General features: G+C 51.1%; 19 protein-coding genes. 4 read left to right on the top strand and 15 right to left on the bottom strand.

The window, feature by feature from the left end:
* Positions 1 to 5: 5 nt before the first annotated feature.
* The 4 genes from asd to leuC all read right to left on the bottom strand — a co-directional run bounded on the left by asd (position 6) and on the right by leuC (position 4,485).
* A complete protein-coding gene (gene asd, locus ACGHZ6_RS07795) occupies positions 6 to 1,115 on the bottom strand; it encodes an aspartate-semialdehyde dehydrogenase (protein ID WP_390618267.1) in 1,110 nt (369 codons plus the stop codon).
* Positions 1,116 to 1,289: 174 nt separating this feature from the next.
* Positions 1,290 to 2,366, bottom strand: coding sequence for a 3-isopropylmalate dehydrogenase (gene leuB / locus ACGHZ6_RS07790; protein WP_390618266.1), 1,077 nt, complete (start codon positions 2,364 to 2,366; stop codon positions 1,290 to 1,292).
* A 21-nt stretch (positions 2,367 to 2,387) separates the two neighbouring features.
* Complete coding sequence (gene leuD / locus ACGHZ6_RS07785; RefSeq protein ID WP_390618265.1) at positions 2,388 to 3,035, bottom strand: 3-isopropylmalate dehydratase small subunit; 648 nt, start codon at positions 3,033 to 3,035, stop codon at positions 2,388 to 2,390.
* A gap of 31 nt (positions 3,036 to 3,066) precedes the next feature.
* On the bottom strand, positions 3,067 to 4,485 hold the full coding sequence (gene leuC, locus ACGHZ6_RS07780) for a 3-isopropylmalate dehydratase large subunit (RefSeq protein ID WP_390618264.1): 1,419 nt from the start codon (positions 4,483 to 4,485) through the stop codon (positions 3,067 to 3,069).
* 149 nt (positions 4,486 to 4,634) lie between these two features.
* On the opposite strand from leuC, the gene ACGHZ6_RS07775 reads away from it, so the two are divergent.
* Both ACGHZ6_RS07775 and ACGHZ6_RS07770 read left to right on the top strand, forming a co-directional pair.
* Positions 4,635 to 5,549, top strand: coding sequence for a LysR family transcriptional regulator (locus ACGHZ6_RS07775; RefSeq protein WP_390618263.1), 915 nt, complete (start codon positions 4,635 to 4,637; stop codon positions 5,547 to 5,549).
* A 131-nt stretch (positions 5,550 to 5,680) separates the two neighbouring features.
* Entirely contained in the window at positions 5,681 to 6,430 is a 750-nt protein-coding gene (locus tag ACGHZ6_RS07770) for a TIGR04219 family outer membrane beta-barrel protein (protein ID WP_390618262.1), read from the top strand.
* 50 nt (positions 6,431 to 6,480) lie between these two features.
* Here the strand turns inward: ACGHZ6_RS07770 and ACGHZ6_RS07765 are convergent, their stop codons facing one another.
* The 8 genes from ACGHZ6_RS07765 to prmB form a co-directional block, all read right to left on the bottom strand.
* Positions 6,481 to 7,239: a substrate-binding periplasmic protein gene (locus tag ACGHZ6_RS07765; protein ID WP_390618261.1), complete on the bottom strand. Its 759-nt coding sequence runs from the start codon at positions 7,237 to 7,239 to the stop codon at positions 6,481 to 6,483.
* Positions 7,240 to 7,324: 85 nt separating this feature from the next.
* Complete coding sequence (locus ACGHZ6_RS07760) at positions 7,325 to 8,119, bottom strand: SDR family oxidoreductase (RefSeq protein WP_390618260.1); 795 nt, start codon at positions 8,117 to 8,119, stop codon at positions 7,325 to 7,327.
* A 23-nt stretch (positions 8,120 to 8,142) separates the two neighbouring features.
* Positions 8,143 to 8,784: a 2-hydroxychromene-2-carboxylate isomerase gene (locus ACGHZ6_RS07755; RefSeq protein WP_390618259.1), complete on the bottom strand. Its 642-nt coding sequence runs from the start codon at positions 8,782 to 8,784 to the stop codon at positions 8,143 to 8,145.
* 97 nt (positions 8,785 to 8,881) lie between these two features.
* Positions 8,882 to 9,910: an AraC family transcriptional regulator ligand-binding domain-containing protein gene (locus ACGHZ6_RS07750; RefSeq protein ID WP_390618258.1), complete on the bottom strand. Its 1,029-nt coding sequence runs from the start codon at positions 9,908 to 9,910 to the stop codon at positions 8,882 to 8,884.
* A 76-nt stretch (positions 9,911 to 9,986) separates the two neighbouring features.
* Entirely contained in the window at positions 9,987 to 10,922 is a 936-nt protein-coding gene (locus ACGHZ6_RS07745) for a hypothetical protein (RefSeq protein WP_390618257.1), read from the bottom strand.
* A 203-nt stretch (positions 10,923 to 11,125) separates the two neighbouring features.
* Positions 11,126 to 12,289: an MFS transporter gene (locus ACGHZ6_RS07740; RefSeq protein WP_390618256.1), complete on the bottom strand. Its 1,164-nt coding sequence runs from the start codon at positions 12,287 to 12,289 to the stop codon at positions 11,126 to 11,128.
* 6 nt (positions 12,290 to 12,295) lie between these two features.
* On the bottom strand, positions 12,296 to 13,399 hold the full coding sequence (gene aroC / locus ACGHZ6_RS07735; RefSeq protein WP_390618255.1) for a chorismate synthase: 1,104 nt from the start codon (positions 13,397 to 13,399) through the stop codon (positions 12,296 to 12,298).
* A gap of 88 nt (positions 13,400 to 13,487) precedes the next feature.
* Positions 13,488 to 14,384: a 50S ribosomal protein L3 N(5)-glutamine methyltransferase gene (prmB, locus tag ACGHZ6_RS07730; RefSeq protein ID WP_390618254.1), complete on the bottom strand. Its 897-nt coding sequence runs from the start codon at positions 14,382 to 14,384 to the stop codon at positions 13,488 to 13,490.
* Positions 14,385 to 14,651: 267 nt separating this feature from the next.
* On the opposite strand from prmB, the gene folE reads away from it, so the two are divergent.
* Positions 14,652 to 15,191 carry a GTP cyclohydrolase I FolE gene (folE, locus tag ACGHZ6_RS07725; RefSeq protein WP_390618253.1) on the top strand — a complete coding sequence of 180 codons (540 nt, stop codon included), beginning with the start codon at positions 14,652 to 14,654 and terminating at the stop codon, positions 15,189 to 15,191.
* 52 nt (positions 15,192 to 15,243) lie between these two features.
* Here folE and ACGHZ6_RS07720 read toward each other — a convergent pair whose 3' ends face one another.
* Complete coding sequence (locus ACGHZ6_RS07720) at positions 15,244 to 16,335, bottom strand: TetR/AcrR family transcriptional regulator (protein WP_390618252.1); 1,092 nt, start codon at positions 16,333 to 16,335, stop codon at positions 15,244 to 15,246.
* Between the two features lie 227 nt (positions 16,336 to 16,562).
* Here ACGHZ6_RS07720 and ACGHZ6_RS07715 point away from each other — a divergent pair, with 227 nt between their 5' ends.
* Entirely contained in the window at positions 16,563 to 17,726 is a 1,164-nt protein-coding gene (locus ACGHZ6_RS07715; protein ID WP_390618251.1) for an aromatic ring-hydroxylating dioxygenase subunit alpha, read from the top strand.
* A 31-nt stretch (positions 17,727 to 17,757) separates the two neighbouring features.
* Here ACGHZ6_RS07715 and ACGHZ6_RS07710 read toward each other — a convergent pair whose 3' ends face one another.
* A complete protein-coding gene (locus tag ACGHZ6_RS07710; RefSeq protein WP_390618250.1) occupies positions 17,758 to 18,582 on the bottom strand; it encodes a class I SAM-dependent methyltransferase in 825 nt (274 codons plus the stop codon).
* Positions 18,583 to 18,599: 17 nt separating this feature from the next.
* Positions 18,600 to 19,445, bottom strand: a complete 846-nt coding sequence (locus ACGHZ6_RS07705; protein ID WP_390618249.1) for a hypothetical protein — start codon at positions 19,443 to 19,445, stop codon at positions 18,600 to 18,602.
* Between the last annotated feature and the right edge of the window lie 29 nt (positions 19,446 to 19,474).

The raw sequence follows: 19,474 nt of genomic DNA, 5'->3' as shown, positions 1-19,474 counted from the left end.
AATATTTAGGCTTCTTTCAAAATGCGCAACATACGGCGCAGCGGCTCTGCAGCACCCCACAACAACTGATCACCAACGGTGAATGCATTGAGGAACTCAGGGCCCATATTCATTTTGCGCAGACGGCCAACCGGAATCGACAAGGTGCCGGTCACTTTGGTTGGGGTCAGGTCACGCATGGTCAACTCACGATCATTGGGCACAACAGAAGCCCACTCGTTAGACTCGGCAATAATAGACTCGATATCGGCAATCGGCGCATCTTTGGTCAGCTTGATTGTCAGCGCCTGGCTGTGACAGCGCATAGCACCAATACGTACACAGGTACCATCGATAGCAATCGGATTACCGTCACGACCCAGAATCTTGTTGGTTTCTGCTTGCGCTTTCCACTCTTCACGGCTCTGACCGTTTTCCAGCTGGGTATCGATAAATGGCAGCAAGCTACCAGCCAGCGGATGACCGAAGTTATCGGTTGGGAAGCTGTCGGCACGCATGGTGTCGGCAATCTTCTGATCGATTTCCAGAATGGCACTGGCAGGATTGGCCAGCTCGTCAGCGACATTATCACGCAGCACGCCCATCTGGCTGATCAGCTCACGCATATTCTGCGCGCCAGCACCGGAAGCGGCCTGATACGTCATGGCAGACACCCACTCCACCAGACCTTCGCGGAACAAGCCACCCAGGCCCATCAGCATCAGGCTCACAGTGCAGTTACCGCCAATGTAGTTTTTAACACCCTTGGCCAGGCCGTCTTTGATCACGTCCATATTCACTGGATCAAGGATAATCAGCGCATCGTCGTCCATACGCAGACTGGAAGCCGCATCAATCCAGTAGCCATTCCAGCCACTTTCACGCAGCTTGCCAAATACAGCCTTGGTGTAATCACCACCCTGACAGGAAACAATGGCTTCCAGTTGGGCTAACTCTTCAATCGCGTAGGCATCTTTTAAGGCTGGAATATCCTTACCAATAGCCGGGCCCTGACCGCCCACATTGGAGGTGGTAAAGAATACCGGATCGATATCGGCAAAATCATTCTCAGCAAGCATGCGCTCCATCAGTACGGAGCCAACCATGCCGCGCCAGCCAACAAAACCTACGCGCATTGTGTTAAATCTCTTAGAAGGTTAGATATACCCGCCATCGGTGGCGGATCACGAAAAAATTCGGGTGCGAATGATACCACACATTCAGGCGGGAAGCTTGGTGTTAGAGGGCTTATGTAACACCAAGTCTAACACCAAGCCAAGGCTAAAGGGCGAGCCCTTTAGCCAGCAGGCTTACAGAGCTGCAACGACTGCATCACCCATTTCACTGGTGGAGACCTTGGTCATACCTTCAGACATGATGTCACCGGTACGCAAACCCTGATCCAACACATTGGATACCGCCGCCTCAACACGGTCAGCCGCAGCGCCAGCACCCAGCGAATAACGCAACATCATGGCGGCAGACATAATGGTTGCCAGCGGGTTGGCAATATTCTGACCAGCAATATCCGGTGCAGAACCGTGGGAAGGCTCGTAGAAGCCCTGATTTCCCTCGTTCAGAGAAGCAGATGGCAGCATACCGATGGAGCCGGTCAACATGGAGGCTTCATCAGACAGAATGTCACCAAACAGGTTGCCGGTTACGATAACGTCGAACTGCTTGGGATTAACCACCAGTTGCATTGCCGCGTTGTCGACATACATATGGGTCAATTCAACATCCGGGTAGTCTTTGGCCAACTCGTCCATCACTTCACGCCACAGAACAGTCACTTCCATCACATTAGCCTTATCGACAGAGCACACTTTCTTGCCACGTTTTTGTGCGGCCTCGAAAGCAACCTTGCCAATGCGACGAATCTCGGACTCGGAGTAAACATCGGTGTTGTAACCCTGACGTTCGCCGTTTTCCAAGGTGCGAATACCGCGTGGCTCACCGAAGTAGATACCACCGGTCAGCTCGCGGACAATCAGAATATCCAGGCCGGCAACCAGCTCAGGCTTCAGCGGCGAAGCATCGGCCAGCTGCGCAAAGGTAATGGCCGGACGCAGGTTAGCAAACAGATCCAGATCAGAGCGGATATCCAACAGACCGGCTTCCGGGCGCAGGTGACGCTCGGTTTTACCATCCCACTGCGGACCACCCACAGAACCAAACAGAATGGCATCGGCAGCGCGGGCTTTTTCACGGGTTTCTTCCGGGTACGGATGACCATGCTTGTCGTAAGCGCGGCCACCCAACATAGCTTCGGTAAATTCCAGATCCAGATTATCCAGCTCGTTAACTCGCTCCAGCACTTTGCGGGCTTCACGGATAATCTCGGGGCCGATACCGTCCCCTTCCATCACTAATACATTTTTACTCATGATAATCTCTCGTTAGTGTCCTTACTTGACCACGTCAAACAACCAAGGCGTTTGAGCCCTGCGTTTTTCTTCATAGGCACGGATCGCATCCGCCTCCTGCAAGGTCAGACCTATATCGTCCAAACCATTTAACAGGCAGTGTTTGCGGAATTCGTCCACCTCAAAACTGAAAGACTCACCTTTCGGTGTAGTCACGGTTTGTGCAGCCAGATCGATAGTCAACTCGTAGCCTTCTTCGGCATACATTTCGGTAAACAGCTGATCAACAATCTCCTCACTGAGGATGATGGGCAGCAAACCGTTTTTGAAACAGTTATTGAAGAAGATATCAGCAAAGCTTGGCGCGATTACCGCTCGAAAACCGTAATCGTCCAGCGCCCAAGGGGCGTGTTCACGACTGGAACCGCAACCAAAGTTCTCACGCGCCAACAGTACCTGAGCACCTTTATAACGCGGGAAGTTCAGCGGAAATTCTTCGTTTACCGGGCGATTAGTGCAATCCTGACCAGGCTGACCCTCATCCAAATAACGCAGCTCATCAAACAGATTAGGACCAAAACCACTGCGCTTGATGGATTTCAAAAACTGCTTGGGAATTATTAAATCGGTATCTACGTTGGCGCGATCCATAGGAGCCGCCACACCGCTTACTTGTGTAAAGCTTTTCATATTCTTTAACCCTATATTCGGTTAGCGACGCTTAAAGATCACGTACATCAACAAAGTGACCAGCAATGGCAGCGGCAGCAGCCATGGCAGGGCTCACCAAATGCGTACGACCTCCGTAACCCTGGCGACCTTCGAAGTTACGGTTAGAGGTAGAGGCACAGTGCTCACCGTTACCCAATTTATCGGCATTCATGGCCAGGCACATGGAGCAACCCGGCTCGCGCCATTCCATACCCGCTTCGATAAAGATCTTGTCCAGACCTTCGGCTTCCGCCTGGGCCTTAACTTCACCGGAACCCGGCACAATCAACGCCTGCTTAACGCTATCGGCTTTCTTCTTGCCTTTCACCACCTCAGCGGCTGCGCGCATATCTTCAATACGCGAGTTGGTACAAGAACCCACAAATACACGATCAACGTTGATATCGGTAATTTTCTGGCCGGCCTGCAAACCCATATATTCCAGAGCGCGAATAATGCCCTCTTTTTTCACCGGATCATTTTCGTCATCCGGGTTAGGCACATTGGCATCAACTGGCAACACCATCTCTGGCGAGGTGCCCCAGGTCACCTGTGGTTTGATGTCAGCACCGTTAATTTCTACTACCTTGTCGAAAACCGCATCGTCGTCAGACTTCAGATCTTTCCAGTTTTCAACTGCGGCATCCCACTCGGCACCTTTTGGCGCGTAGGTACGGCCTTTAACGTATTCCAGCGTGATATCGTCCACAGCCACCATACCGGCACGGGCGCCAGCTTCGATAGACATGTTACATACAGTCAAACGGCCTTCCATGCTCATATTGCGGAAGACTTCACCGCCGAATTCCATCGCATAACCGGTACCGCCGGCGGTGCCGATCACACCACAAATATGCAAAACAACATCTTTTGCCGTTACACCTTCACCCAACTGGCCATCGACTTTGATCAGCAGGTTTTTCATCTTCTTGGCGACAAGGCACTGGGTTGCCAACACATGCTCCACTTCACTGGTACCGATACCATGAGCCAATGCACCCAAGGCACCGTCAGTAGAGGTGTGTGAATCACCACAAACAACCGTCATACCCGGTAGGCAGGCGCCGGTTTCAGGGCCAACCACGTGTACGATGCCCTGACGGCGGTCGTTGATTTTAAACTCAACAATACCGAACTCGTCGCAGTTCTCATCCAGGGTTTGTACCTGAATTTTCGATACCGGGTCTTCGATACCGTCAACACCGGAAGCACGCTCATTTACGGTCGTCGGTACATTGTGATCAGGGGTTGCCACGATAGAGTCCACACGCCACGGCTTACGCCCAGCCAGTCGCAGGCCTTCAAAAGCCTGGGGTGAAGTCACTTCGTGAATCACATGACGATCGATATAGATCAGGGCGGAGCCGTCATCGCGCTGTTTAACGAGATGGGCATCCCACAATTTGTCGTAAAGGGTTTTTCCAGCCATCGGGAACCTCAAGCTATCAGGTTTATTAACGCCCTGGCTTTTCACAGGGCTTTTATCACGGTAGCTGAAGTGTAAAACCGCTCATAAGATAAAACAAATTCATCTTTTTTATAGTTTGCATTCCAAATAGGAATAGATAAGATAAAAGTATGGATACCCAGTTACTCAAGGCCTTTCAGGCGGTTGCCGAGCAATCCTCCTTCTCTGCCGCCGCCAATAGCCTGCACCTGACCCAGCCGGCGATCAGCAAGCGCATTGCCAGCCTGGAAGCCCAGTTGGAATGCCGGCTGTTTGACCGTATTGGCCGCCAGATCACTCTGACCGAGGCCGGACGCGCCCTGCTGCCCCGCGCTCGACAGATACTGCTGGCGGTGAGTGATACGCAAAGAGCCATGAGCAATCTGACCGGTAAAGTCAGTGGCGAGCTGAATGTAGCCACCAGTCACCATATAGGCCTGCACCGGCTGCCTGATGTCCTGCGCCAATTCACCCAGACTTATCCGGAGGTGAAACTGGCCTTTGAATTTATGGATTCCGAGGTTGCCTATGAGGCGGTTCGCCATGGCGATGTCGAACTGGCTGTCATTACACTGGGGCCGGAAGCCCAGCAGAGTCAGGATAAGGATGTAGAAGCTTTTGGTGTCTGGGCCGACCCATTGGAGTTTGTTGTCGCCAAGAACCACACATTAGCCAATAGTAAGAAACTGACACTGAAAGAACTCAGCCACTTCCCCGCTATTTTGCCCAATATCAACACCTACACCACTCAACTGGTTAAGCAGCTGTTTGACGCGAAATCTTTGCAACTGGATCTGACCATGGCCACCAATTATCTGGAAACCATCAAGATGCTGGTGTCTATTGGCCTGGGCTGGAGCGTATTACCTAGAACGATTATCGATGGGGAGGTGCAATCTATTTCCATCAATAATGTACAACTGCAGCGTCAACTGGGTGTCATCGCTCACAGAGAGCATACCTTAAGCAATGCGGCCGGCGCTTTTTTAGAACTACTCAAACAACATCAAACTACAACCAACTCACAATATGAGGAGCTTATATAACGCCAATCAAACAAAAGTAACCCTGTGACATAAGACACACTCTGAACGGGTCGTGTTAACAGATTAGGTCTCAGGTCGAATTTACAATAAAGAATCTGCAACACTCAAAATAACTACAAGAGCAACCGCATATGAAAACCCTTACCCTGGCAGCAGCTGGTGCAGCACTGGCTTTAAGCACCCACGTTCAAGCCGATACTGTACTGGGCGTTTATGCCGGCGTTGGCCTATGGCAAGCCGACTTCAGTGGCGATTTAGGAGAAAATCGCGTCGACACCGATGAGCTGGGTATCAAGGACGAAGACAACAACTTTTACTTTGTAGCACTGGAGCATCCGATTCCACTGCTGCCCAACATCAAGTTGCAACACACAGATATCAACACCAAGGACACCGGCACACTCACCAAGAGCTATACGGTCAATGGCACCACCTACACCGCCGGAACAACCGTCACGACAGATTTAGACCTCAGCCACACCGATGCGGTGCTTTACTACGAAATTCTCGACAACTGGGTCAATCTGGATTTGGGGCTAACACTGCGACACTTCGATGGCCAGGTAAAAGCGACTGACGGCACCAGTATCGAAAAGATCACGCTGGAAGGCACCCTGCCCATGGCCTACGGCAAGGCGCAATTCGACCTGCCCTTTACTGGCTGGTCAATCGCAGCTGACGCTCACTTCACCCGCTGGGAAGATGACAAGCTGATCGATTACAGTGCCAAGATTATGTACAACACGGACATATTACCGCTGCTCGATTTGGGCATTGAATTAGGCTACCGGGAAATGCAGCTGGAAGTGGAAGATCTGGATGATCTGCGAACAGACGTAACGCTCGACGGCCCCTATATTGCCGCCACGCTTCATTTTTAAATGTCTTACGTTCGTCCACGCGAAACCTCTTCGCGTGGACGAATAAACCTTTATTGAATACTGGTAAGTGAAATACCAAACCGGGATTCTATACGATCAATTGAGCCATCATTGATCATGCTCTGAATTGCCTCGTCAAAGTCGACCCGCATTTTATGGGCTTCAGGGTTACTTTCAGCCCAGCAAATATAGAGCCCACCATCAATATAATCCTCGCCCACGACCTCAAGACCAAATGTCTTGTCAGGGTAATGCTGCTGGAAGACGTGCTTGGCAACAAAAACATTCTCCAGAATCAAATCGATCCTGCCGCCCACCTGCATTAAATCGAGCAACTGCTTTATCCGACTAACCTCAACCCGGGTTACCTTGCCAGACTCAAATAACCCCTGCATTTGTTTGCTGGTGGTATAACCGCGCACAATGCCTACACGCTTACCTAATAGTTCCTCAGGGCGAACACCTTGAAAATCAGAACCCTTTGCCGCCAAAAAATGGCCTGAGCCGTTAGCCAACGGCGCTTTTGACATATTGTAATGGGTACGGTTTTCCAGGCTATTCCAACAACCAAACAGTGCATGGACCTCGCCTCGGCGCGTCAGGTGCTTGGCTCTTTTGAGCGGCGTAAAGCTAAGGTCCATTTTATAGCCTTTACGCCTAAGCGCCTCACGGGCGATTTCGGCCACAAAGCCATTGTGAGGTAGGTCACTGGCATAAAAAGGCGGCCAGTTTACAGTGATAAACTTGACTTCATTGGCGACACTGACTGACGACAACCAAAGAAGCGCAAAAATAAGGGTTCGTAGCACGGCAGGGATTCATTGAACAATTATTATCCGTAAATACTACTGATTCTAAAGAAACCCCTCAACCCTTGCGCCTCGTAGTAGATGGCTAGAAAAGCGAGTGATGCTGCCCGCCATCAATGACAATATTCTGTCCGACAATAAAGCGCGATAAAGGACTGCACAACAACGCCGCCATAGGCGCCATATCGTCAGCATCGGCAATAAAACCAGCAGGAATCTTGTTGTTTTCCAGGAAGTGGGTCAGCACAGCATCCTGGTCAGCAGGCAAGTTAAAGGCTTCAGCATAAACCTCTATCAATTCCTCAGCACCTTCGGTTTGGAACATACCCGGCAGAATATTGTTAATCGTAATACCGTATTGAGCGACTTCACGAGACACACTTGCCGTGTAATTTATCAATGCTGAACGTGCCGGCCCAGACATCAAACGCCACAGCATGGGATTCTTGGCCGAGAAAGTCGCAATATTCACAATGCGCCCCCAGCCCTTGTCTTTCATTACCGGGATATAGTTGCGCATAATTTCAATCGGACCGATCAGTGCAGTATCAACCGAGTTACGCCAGTCTTCTGGTGTAAGTTTAAGAAAATCACCATTGGGAGCCGGCGGCTTAATGGTAATTGCCAGGATATCTGGATCCGGACAGGCCTCGAATAATGCTTGTCTACCTTCCTCTTTCGAGGAATCAGCCACCACGGGGGTGACGCTGACACCGTATTTTGCCGACATTTCTTCGGCGGCTTTTACCAGCCGCTCCTCGCGACGCGCAGTAATCACCAGATCTGCGCCAGCTTCCGCCAAACGCTCAGCCGTTGCCCTACCCATACCGGCACTGCCGCCGGCCATAATGGCTTTTTTACCTTTAATTTGAAGATCCATAATTTCTCTCACTCTGTCATTTTTTATTTACGCAAATCACACTGATCCAAACGCCAGCGCAAGGTTTCGATACGATCCTGGCCAAAGAATGGCTCACCGTTAAATACCATAGTCGGTACGCCCCAGTGCCCCGCCGCCTCAAGCGCTTGCTGATTATTTTCGATCTCTGCCATCACATCGTATTCAGCAATAGCTGCGTCCAACTCATTAAGATCAAGCCCAGCTGAAGCAACGGCATCCTTCAGGCAGTCACCCTGGTCCCAATTTTTAGTCCCTCCCCAGATCATATGGGACACCGCATAGGCCAAATCGATACCCTTACCACGGCGCTCTGCCTCCACGCCCAATGAGGTAAGGCGATAAATGTAAGGTTGCTCTTCGGCGACTTCGAAGGTTTCCAGGTTTTGCACAATAGGATCAGGCGATGGGAAATCCATCTTCATACCCAGAAATTCTGCCCGGCGGGCGACATCCATCAGGATATAGTGGATTTTGGATTGATCCTTGGGATCAAACAGGGTTTGTTTGGCACGTATCGCAATTGGCAGCACGGGCCTGAGCTTCACATCAACGGCATAGTCTTCACGAAGCTTTAACAGATCCGGGGTAACCAGGTAGGAATAGGGGCTACGAAACGACCAATAGACATCAACAGTGGGGTTCATTTCCGATCTCTCACATTGTTATAGTGAGTTAATCGTAATCAAGCCCTGGAATACCCGCTACTCAATGCTGGCCAATCACCGGTCAGTTTTGACCGCTCTAGCTGATAGCTTTATCTCTATACTCTTGCGGGGACATGCCAACCCAGCGCTTAAAACTGCGGGCAAAGTTTGAAGGGTCACTAAAGCCCAAATCATAGGCAATCGTGGTAACGGGTAAATTGGCGACTTCAAGCAGCTCACGCGCCCGCGCCTCACGCATCGCGTCGAGAATTTTCTTCACCGATGTATCTGCCTGACTGAGCTGACGACGCAAACTTCGCTCTGACATTCCCAGCTCGGCAGCAATCTCCTCAGCGACGATATTGTGATAATGACGGCGCGAAATCGAACCTCTGACGCGCGCCTCCAAGCTACCCGTCGGCACCGTTTCAGCCAGCTGTTTTTCACACAAGCGCAGCATATGCTGATGCACCACAGGGTCCGTGCCCGCTAACGGTCGCAGTAAAAACTGTTTTGGCAGCAGAATACGGGTCGCCTCGGTATTGAAACGAAACGGCACCCCCATAGCTTCGCTGTATGACTCCCAGCCGGGAACTTCTGCCATGGCAAACTCTGCACAAGCGATCACTTGCGACTCACCCAACAAGAGCTTAAAGAAGTTTTCTGTCACAACCAAACTACTGCCCAGAACAAAGTATTCCATCTCCCCCACATCCACAACAGGTTTACCCTGCATGACTACCACATCCCCCTCTTCATGGGATTCGAAGGTGAGAATAGAAAAATTCAGGGAAACAAATTGCTGCAGAATATCCAGCGCAGTGGCAAAGATATCACTGCTGATTGCAGCGGAAGCTGGCAAGCCGATATTTATCGGGTTAAAACGATTACCAAGCCACAACCCCAAATGCGGATTGCCCGTTTCACGAATGGCATTTAAGACAAAGGTTTTATGCTGATCGAAGCTGCAACGAAAATCCGGGTTTAGCAAATCACTTTCGCTCAACCCTGTACCGTCAAGTAAACGGTCGGCAGCATACCCCTCTGCTTTCAGTGTCCGTAACGCAAAACCAATATAATTAATGGTTAAGGCGGCATCCTGCGATGTAATACCCTGCTGACTCACACGCTTACTCTTGGCTTCTCAACACTCTTCTGTAGATGCCAAAGTCTAATTCAAGCCTCGCAGGAAACCAATCCGATTAACCGCCAGCGACCTGTTTGGCATCAACACCCAATACACGTAACGCCTGCTCTTGTGCCATTTGAGCATCTGCAGCCAATTCCGCTTTGCTTGCTGTCAGTGCCGCCCGGAACCATCTCGCCGCAGCCTGCTGCTGGTAAAAGTGAATATGACTGGCTTTGGCCTTTACCGACTGCTGCCACTCCACCAGCTGTTCGGCTTTTTGCGCGGCCTGTTGCCACTGGTTTACCGCCTCTTGTGGTTTACCGGCCATGCTGAAGGCATAGGCAGTTTGTTCCAACAGGGCTCCCGCATTAGACATCATCCGGGCGGCCAGACGCTGCTGTAACACACTGCGTTTTTTATCGTCTATATTCTCCGCATCCAACCACAACTTGGTCGCCGACATCACCATCGCCTCCACCTGCGCCAGCTTATTTTCGGATGCCTCAAGCCAGTAATCTACCAACTCATCAATATCATTTTCTGTCGTCCACAATGCGCCAAGAGCCAACTGTGTTTGGTAGATTTGCTTGCGAGTTTTGTGCTCACGTTTGCGTAATAACAACGCCTGACGCAGCTTGCCTTGCTGCTGGCTATTTAATGCTACCTGATTGTCATCAGTCGCCGACCACTGCAAATTTTTGATGCGCTCACGCAGCTCTTTCTCGGAGCCACGCGCTAACGGTTGTGATGAAGGCTTTACGCTTAACGCCACCGGATAGGCACTGGGGCCTGAGACATAGCAAAAGCCCGTCAATTTGCCCTGATTGGCCTCACAGGATGTTTGTAATCGTGATTGTCGTTGCTGACAACGGGCCTGCCAATCGGCTTCCATCAAGCTATCACAATCGCAATCAATTAATGGGCACTGGCTTTCAGCAGCGGCAAACACAGGAAAGATCAAGGCACAAGCAGCCAGGACAGAGCCCCAAATCGTAACAACGCTACGCATCACACACCTCCAAGAATTTAGAAGCGGAAACACAGGGTTAGGACCCAATAGGAAGAGCAGGCCAGCCCTGCATATTATTCAATGCTTAGTCCCTGCCTTTGTTATGGCTATTAGCAACGACTCAGTACTGAATCACTAGCTACCGGTTATTATTGTTATAACCTTAACCGGCAACGCTCACCCCTAGCATAGTCCTGCTGGACCTAAAGCTCAACCATATGTAAATAGCGCCATACCAGCCACAGTGCTAAAGCGGCTGCAAATGCACTGATAGCAAAGGCCAGCACCGGACTCGCGCCCCATACCATACCACTGATAAAAGCCCCCAAAGCGCCACCCAACCCGAAACTGGCAGCACTGTACAGCGCCTGCCCCTGGCCATGTACCGAACCGGAAAAGAACCGCCGAATCAATTCAATGGCCACAGCATGGGCAGAGCCGAAACTGAATGCATGTAAAAGTTGGGCGATCAGTAATACCGTTAGAGAGTCGGCATAACAGCCAATTAACCACCACCTCACCACGGTAACAACCAAGGTAAAGATCATTATGCGACGCAAGCTGAGCCATTCAAACCAGCGCGGCATAATGATAAAAATCAGGACCTCTGCTACCACCCCCAGTGCCCACAAAATACCAATGGCAGAGCGACTGTAATCCAATGACTCTAGGTAGACACTGTAAAACGTGTAATAAGCGCCATGACTGACTTGCAACAAGCAACTGCTGAGTAAAAAAGCGATCACCGCAGGCTGTTTTAACACCCGCCATAAATCACCTTTACTGGGTGGTACGTGCGGCAACGGTTGTTCACGAATGGTGAAGTGGCTCAGCCAGATACACACCAAAAAACCAATGGCAACAAACGGCAGATAACGAATACTTAACCAGTCAAATAGCCAACCCAGCCCTGCTACAACCAGGACAAAACCGACCGACCCCCATAAGCGGATACGACTGTAACGGTGCGGCTGATTACCTAAATACCCTAGCGAGATAACTTCAAACTGCGCCAGTACGGCATTCCAGAAAAAACTGTATGCAGCAACGGCCAGCGCAATTGGCCAGAAATCTTCGGTAAAGAAAATTATCAGAAAACACAGACATGCCAGGAAACTGCCCAAACGGATAATAGCCAGGCGTTTACCGGTCCTGTCCCCAAGCCATCCCCAGAGGCTCGGCGCCACGATTCGGGTTGCCATCATAATGGCACTGACAATACCAATTTCCTGGGCAGAGAAAGACAGGGACTGCAGGTAGAGCCCCCAAAAGGGCATCAGGGTGCCAACGACGGCAAAGTAGAAAAAATAGAAGCTGGATAGCCGCCAGTATGGCAAAGCATGACTGGCGGTATCAGGTGCAGACATCAAGGGTTACTGATCGGCCTGCGCAGGAATTACCGGGATATTATGCTCAACCCCGCCGTTTTGCGCACGATGACGCAGCAAGTGATCCATCAGGGTCAGCGCCATCATAGCCTCGGCAATAGGCGTTGCACGAATACCGACACAGGGATCATGGCGACCTTTGGTGACCACTTCCACCGGCTCGCCATGTACATTCACGCTGCGACCTGGAAGATGCAAACTGGAGGTAGGCTTAAGGGCCAGGTGTGCGATCAGGTCCTGACCACTGGAAATACCGCCTAATACTCCGCCAGCATTGTTGGACAGGAAACCCTCAGGGGTAATTTCATCGCGGTGTTCAGTGCCCTTCTGTGCAACCGAATCAAAACCTGCGCCAATCTCAACACCCTTAACCGCATTAATGCTCATCAGGCCATGGGCCAAGTCGGCATCCAAACGATCAAAGATAGGCTCACCCAGGCCCGGAATCATACCGGTGGCGGTAACGGTAATTTTGGCTCCAACAGAATCGCCCTCTTTATTGAGCGCCTTCATATAATCTTCCATCTCGGTCACCTTGCTGGCATCGGGACAGAAGAAGGGGTTGTTGTGAACCTCGTTCCAATCAACGGATTCGATCTTGATTGGGCCCAGTTGTGACAGGTAACCACGCACTTCAATACCGGCAACCTGCTTAAGGTATTTCTTGGCAATTGAACCGGCGGCGACACGCATAGCGGTTTCACGGGCAGAGGAACGACCGCCACCACGGTAATCGCGGACACCATATTTCTGCATATAGGTGTAGTCCGCATGGGCTGGACGGAACTGGTCTTTGATATTGGAGTAATCTTTCGAGCGCTGATCAGTGTTTTCAATCAACAGGCCAATGGGCGTGCCCGTGGTTTTGCCTTCGAAGACACCCGACAGGATCTTAACCTGATCCGGCTCTTTACGCTGGGTGGTATAACGAGAGGTGCCTGGCTTGCGACGGTCCAGATCTTCCTGCAGATCTGCTTCAGAGATCTCTAACCCCGGCGGACAGCCATCAACTATAGCGCCCAGGGCCAGACCATGGCTTTCGCCAAAGGTGGTGACAGTAAACAATTTACCAAAGGTATTACCCGACATAGATCTCTCGTACTCACTAACACGTAATTCAAGGCGTAGCCGCCAAAGGGACGTGATTATACATCATGTTGTCCCATAGGGGACGGGGTTAAGGGAGCTGATCAGCCGTCAGGGCAAATACGCCATGACCACCGCGTTCAAACTCCAGCCAGGTAAAGGGCACATCAGGATAAGCCGCTTCCAGCGCCGGCCAGCTATTGCCTACTTCAACAATCAGCAGGCCCTGCTCGGTAAGGTGATTGCGCGCCTGCGCCAATAGGCGACGGGTAAAATCGAGGCCGTCGCTACCACTACCCAAGGCAATTTCCGGCTCAGCATGAAACTCCGCCGGCATAGCCGCCAGATCCTCTTCGTTAACATAGGGAGGATTGGAGACAATCAAATCAAACCGCTCGCCCTGCAGATTGGCAAACAGATCGGATTCAACCGCATGCACCTGGTCGGTTAGATGATGGCGTTCAATATTGGATTGAGCCACAGCAAGAGCGTCTGCCGAAATATCGCTGACCACCACTTCGCTGTCCATGAACTCCGCCGCACAGACAATACCTATGCAACCACTGCCACAGCACAAATCGAGAATACGGGAGGGATAATTGGCCAACCAGGGCTGAAATTGCTGCTCAATCAGCTCGATAATCGGCGAGCGTGGCACCAATACCCGCTCATCCACATAAAAAGGCATACCTGCATACCAGGCCTCACCGGTTAAATAAGGTGCTGGGATACGCTCACTAATACGGCGCTCAATCAAGTTGATCACATGTTTGCGCTCTTCCAGTGTCAGCCGGGCATTGAGCAAATCCGGAGAACTGTCCCAGGGCAAATGCAGGGTACTCAATACCAGATGACTGGCTTCATCCCAGGCATTGTCTGTGCCGTGCCCAAAAAACACCCCGGCAGCACTAAAGCGAGTGGCACCCCAGCGAATGTAATCACGAATAGTCAGCAGTTCAGCCAGCGGAGACTCGCGCCTTTCAATCATTGATACTTACCTTCCTCAAGCACACCTTCATCAATTGCCCTCAGTAGGGGCTACCCTTTTCAAAAACTGCGCCATTGTACTGCGCAAGCGACGGTTTTTCTGTCTTTTTCCCGCTCGTGGGCCTAAATTTCAGTTTAAACCCTTTACCTGCCAGACGCCTTGGCGTAGGGTAGCGCCCCTTATATGACATAGCTGTCATAAACGCCGCATCAGACAGAAACCCCTATATTTCATAGGGTATAGCGAAGGGTTACAGGTTAGGACACGATGAAAGAACATTACGCCGAGATCATTAAAGCCGTTGGTGAAGATATCAATCGCCCAGGCCTGGTTGATACACCGGAACGTGCCGCCAAAGCCATGCAATTCCTAACCCGTGGCTACCAGCAAACCGTAGATGAAGTGGTAAACGGCGCCCTGTTCCCGTCCGATTCCAGCGAGATGATCATCGTTAAAGATATCGAGCTCTACTCCATGTGCGAGCACCATATGCTGCCCTTTATCGGTAAAGCCCATGTCGCCTATATCCCAACCGGCAAGGTACTGGGCCTGTCAAAGATCGCACGCATTGTGGATATGTTTGCTCGCCGTTTGCAGATTCAGGAACAGCTGACCGTTCAGGTTGCTGAGTCTGTGCAGCAGATTACCGATGCCGCCGGCGTTGGAGTGATTATCGAAGCCAAGCATATGTGCATGATGATGCGCGGTGTGGAGAAACAGAACTCGGTGATGAAGACCTCGTCAATGCTGGGCTCCTTCCGCGATAACCCGGCTACCCGCACTGAATTTTTGTCCCTGATCCGCTAATCAGGTTCTGGGTAAGGGGAAGCAGCACTGGCCTCCCCATCAATACGGCGGTTTAAATGACATCCTCGCCCTGCAAGCCACTCATAATAAACTTCATCAAATAAGCCCGCACTTCATCTTCGGTATAATCCTGCACACTCCAATAACGCAGGGACCAGACATTACAGAAGAAGTACACCATATTCGCTGCCAGGCGGGACTTCTGAGCATTGAAGTCACTGCTCTTGTTACCGGAAATAATGATCTCTTCCCACAGGCGGGTAAAACGGCGTTCGATATCAAAGATCTTTTCACGGTTGCCACGGCTTAGTGCGCGGGTTTCACGATAGGCCAGGTTGATATAGCGACGGTTTTTACTGATGTACTGGACATAGGCTTCAATCGCGTGGGTCATTTTGGTCACCGCATCACCCTCGCGACGCAGCTCCTCAGTCATATACTCAAAGATCTCTTCCATACAGCTGCTGGTAATCATAAACAGCAGATCTTCTTTGGTATCGATATATTGGTACATGGTGGAGATGGGCACACCGGCGGCCTTGGCGACCTTGCGAATCGTGGTTGCCGCATAGCCCTCGCGGCCAATCACTTCACAGGCACCGTCAAAGATCTTGCGACGACGGGCCTCCATAGCCTGCTCTTTGGCCGTTAATGGCTTGGCCTCGGCCTCTTCTGGCAGACTCGGACTATCTTCTATCTCTGCCGCCAGGGTAGCTGCCTCCACCGCATCAGTAGCGACAAAACGCGCTTGGGCGGTCAATTCACCAATACAATTCGACGGTGTTAAGCCGCCTTTATCATTGGCGCGAAACAGCTGCGTTCTAATCACTGCTGCCTCTGGGGATGAAAACACCGCTTCTGCTCGAGCAAACAGCTGACTACCTTCACCACGCTGAAACAGGGATATCCGGGTATCGTTTACCCGCGCCACCCCATCGCTATGGATGGACTTTAACGCATCAATGGCGGCAACCCAGCCCAAGCGATAACAGCAATCATCGTGGGGCCACAGATCGGAATCCAGATCCTGATCACCCAGAGGCATCTCTACGACCTGCCCCTGGCTGTCACGCTTCAGGGTAATTCCATACGAGGTGCACACCGAAGAGAACTTGGTTGCGGTTTGCGAAGTCAGCTGCGCCATGGCAAATCCTTAATCCTGTAAACGCCAGGGATTATAGCCTCTTTGAACGTTCGATCATAGATTGACTAAATAATACCCAACTTGCTAATTAATACATTTGTGCAAAAACACCGAACGAACGATTGCACGAAACTCTTTTGACAGTTTATTATCAATTCTGACAATTTACTTGAACCCACCCATGATGGTGGGTCTACACTGTTTATTGAGTGATGGAGAGTTTTGCCATGAAGCTGATTGAAGAAGTCAGGGAAATTGCGAATAACCCGGTGGAAACCGCGGTATCGCTGCCCTTCGCCGCCTATTCAGATCCTGAGTTTTACGAGCTGGAGATGGAGAAGGTATTCCGTAACGACTGGGTATTTGTCTGTAACGAAGCCGAATTAAGTAAACCAGGTGATTACTACGCCTTTACCCTGGCTGATGAACCTATGATCGTTATCCGTGGCAAGGACGGCACTCTGCGGGCCATGTCCAATGTCTGCCGCCACCGTGGCACGCCGCTTAACGACGAAGGCTTTGGCAATAAGAGCCGTATGGTCTGCCCTTACCACGCCTGGACCTATAAAGACGACGGCAAACTGATCGGCGTTTCCCACCCGGGCAATATTGAAGTAAATAAGGAAGAACACTGCCTGCCTCAGTTTGCACTGGAAAGCTGGCACGGCCTGGTATTCGTCAATATCAATGGCAATGCCGAGCCTCTGGCAGAACGCTACAACGGCATTGAGAAATACCTTAAGCGCTACAACATCGAAAAGTTTGTCTACGGCGACGGCGGTGAAGATGAAGCGTGGGATACCAACTGGAAGCTGGCGATCGAAAACGGCATCGAAAGTTACCACTTATTTAAAGTTCACAAGGAAACCCTGGAAGTTAACACCCCTACCCGCCTGGCGTTTTATCTGGAAGGCCAGGCCGACTGGACTCTGACCGCAGGTGAACTGGTTGGCCAAAGCATGACCGGCCTGGGCGGCAAACTGATGGAAATGTTTACCCCGGAAAAAATCAAACGCCTTTACAGTCACTATGTGCTGTTTAGTCTCCCCCCCAACTTTGTCGGCATTTTGCTGGGAGATACCTTAGGTTATCTGGCAGTTCGCCCTGCAGCAGCAGGCAAAAGCTATATCCGTGCGGGCACCATCTCCGCCTCGAATGTTAACCCCAGTAAAGATGAACAGGCATTTACTGCGGCATTCTTCGAGGAAGACAAGTGGATTTGTGAGCGCAACCAAACCGCGATGAAATCAAAAGCGGGCAAACCCGGCAAGCTGGTTGAACTGGAGCGTGTGGTGGTGGATTTTCACCAGTACCTGTCTTCGCGCTTATTCGGCACTACACCCGACGCCGCATTTGTCGCTAAGGAAGCCGAAGACTTTATTGAAAAATAAGCTGTAGGGTTACATCGATCTGCGGACAACCTTATTTGGTTGCCTGCAGGTACCAGTAACGCAGATGGCCCTGACGGTGTAACCAGTGCATTGCCAGGGCCGCACGCGCGGCAATATCACCTGGATCCTGAGACTCTTTGTCAATGCCAGGTGCCGTGAAGTGATAACTCGGCAAGGTATTCTCAGAGGCATCCATTAGCTGATCTATCGTTAAACCCGAGCCATGAATCAGAACGTCCAACTCCCCTTCCCGCTGCCAGAAATCAGGCCAGGGCCCATAGCCATCCTGCATAACCGTCTCGAACAAAAAGCCCGGCGCATCACAGCCCTGTAGACTCGAAGACACCGTCATATCCGTGGCGACAAATACACCACCCGGTTTTAACACCCGATTCACTTCTTGCAGAAATTGCCTGCGTGAAGGGAAATGAAACATGGCTTCCAAACAAATAACCCGATCGAGACTGGCATTGGGGAAGGGTAATTCACAGGCATCCGCCTGCTGCCAGATCAGGCGGTTACCATTGACTGCTTGCAACTGTTCACAAATGGCTAACTGACGCGCATCAATATTCACACCGTATAAGCGCATATTACTGTGGTGCTGATTGATAACCTCCAGGGTTCCACCTAAACCGCACCCGACATCCAGCACTGCCTGACCGTCAGCTAACGATGCCCAGCCTAACAAGATTTCGTTAAGACGCGCTTGAGCCTGTTCAAAAGCCTGCGGCTGAATCAAATCCTCCTCGCCAGGTGACTGCGCCCAATGGCCCAGGTGCACAAAACGGCCTGACTGTCCCGGGACGAAATGCTGTAACAGCAAATCAAAATACGGTGGTACCGGTGATTTCAATGCCTTAACCCCATACCTTAACCCCACACATAGGTTGCTGACTTGTCGTTATTTAGCGCCATAAAACTACAGGCAGTCCAACGGGTTGTCGAACCTGCAACTGGCTCCAAACGGTGCAGATAACGTCCGGAATCAAACACCAGCATACTGCCGCTGGGCACACGAATTTTCACAGATGCCAAGGTATCCACATCCGGCTTGATGGAACGCTGGTCATCACTCATCAACGCTTTGCCTAATGGCGGCTGGATATAATTATAAATTTCGGTTGCCCCGCCACCGTCACAGTCGTTAAAACCCAGGACAAAACTCATGATATGAGGATCACACACGCTGGTCAGATGCTGATACGAAGGCCGTAACACAAACTCATTGTCGCAGTGAGCCGGAATATAACCACCTTCGGCGTGGCCGCGTAGAGACGTAAACATATAACGCTGACCCAAGTCTGGGCCTGGAGGAGCCCGAAAAGGTCTCCCCCCATCCATCCGCGCAAGAATATCGGCGATACGCACAGCTGGATTCAAAGCGCCAGGTAAAAACAGCTCCAGATCCCGCTCAAACTGCCTGGCATCGTCAAAGTATTGCTCCAGCTGGGGCTCACACAGATTTAAATTACGGCCATAGAACCAGCCATTAAAGGCATCGGGAAAACGGGTTTTAAGGAAGGATGGCTGATGTGTTTCAAGCCCTTCTACTAAGTCAGGCAACAACTTTCGGGGATAGACATCGTGCACCAGAACGGCTTGCAACCTGCCCTCGCGGAGTTCGTCAAACAACGTAGCAGCTTCCCGGTCCAGAAAGTTGGCATTACACTCTGCCAACTGAAAAAAACCTTGATGCTGTTGATAACTGATACTCAAACCAAGCTCCGCTGTGCCTTTGCAGTGGC

This window comes from Maricurvus nonylphenolicus (genome assembly GCF_042854845.1).
GTDB lineage: Bacteria > Pseudomonadota > Gammaproteobacteria > Pseudomonadales > Cellvibrionaceae > Maricurvus > Maricurvus nonylphenolicus.
The sequence above is the reverse complement of the archived record's forward strand: the minus strand, read 5'-3'. Positions and strand labels throughout refer to the sequence as shown.

Excerpts from the sequence above, each read along its gene's own strand:
- asd (WP_390618267.1), bottom strand. The coding sequence starts at position 1,115 with ATGCGCGTAGGTTTTGTTGGCTGGCGCGGCATGGTTGGCTCCGTACTG.
- leuB (WP_390618266.1), bottom strand. The coding sequence starts at position 2,366 with ATGAGTAAAAATGTATTAGTGATGGAAGGGGACGGTATCGGCCCCGAG.
- leuD (WP_390618265.1), bottom strand. The coding sequence starts at position 3,035 with ATGAAAAGCTTTACACAAGTAAGCGGTGTGGCGGCTCCTATGGATCGC.
- leuC (WP_390618264.1), bottom strand. The coding sequence starts at position 4,485 with ATGGCTGGAAAAACCCTTTACGACAAATTGTGGGATGCCCATCTCGTT.
- ACGHZ6_RS07775 (WP_390618263.1), top strand. The coding sequence starts at position 4,635 with ATGGATACCCAGTTACTCAAGGCCTTTCAGGCGGTTGCCGAGCAATCC.
- ACGHZ6_RS07770 (WP_390618262.1), top strand. The coding sequence starts at position 5,681 with ATGAAAACCCTTACCCTGGCAGCAGCTGGTGCAGCACTGGCTTTAAGC.
- ACGHZ6_RS07760 (WP_390618260.1), bottom strand. The coding sequence starts at position 8,119 with ATGGATCTTCAAATTAAAGGTAAAAAAGCCATTATGGCCGGCGGCAGT.
- ACGHZ6_RS07755 (WP_390618259.1), bottom strand. The coding sequence starts at position 8,784 with ATGAACCCCACTGTTGATGTCTATTGGTCGTTTCGTAGCCCCTATTCC.
- ACGHZ6_RS07745 (WP_390618257.1), bottom strand. The coding sequence starts at position 10,922 with ATGCGTAGCGTTGTTACGATTTGGGGCTCTGTCCTGGCTGCTTGTGCC.
- ACGHZ6_RS07740 (WP_390618256.1), bottom strand. The coding sequence starts at position 12,289 with ATGTCTGCACCTGATACCGCCAGTCATGCTTTGCCATACTGGCGGCTA.
- aroC (WP_390618255.1), bottom strand. The coding sequence starts at position 13,399 with ATGTCGGGTAATACCTTTGGTAAATTGTTTACTGTCACCACCTTTGGC.
- prmB (WP_390618254.1), bottom strand. The coding sequence starts at position 14,384 with ATGATTGAAAGGCGCGAGTCTCCGCTGGCTGAACTGCTGACTATTCGT.
- folE (WP_390618253.1), top strand. The coding sequence starts at position 14,652 with ATGAAAGAACATTACGCCGAGATCATTAAAGCCGTTGGTGAAGATATC.
- ACGHZ6_RS07720 (WP_390618252.1), bottom strand. The coding sequence starts at position 16,335 with ATGGCGCAGCTGACTTCGCAAACCGCAACCAAGTTCTCTTCGGTGTGC.
- ACGHZ6_RS07715 (WP_390618251.1), top strand. The coding sequence starts at position 16,563 with ATGAAGCTGATTGAAGAAGTCAGGGAAATTGCGAATAACCCGGTGGAA.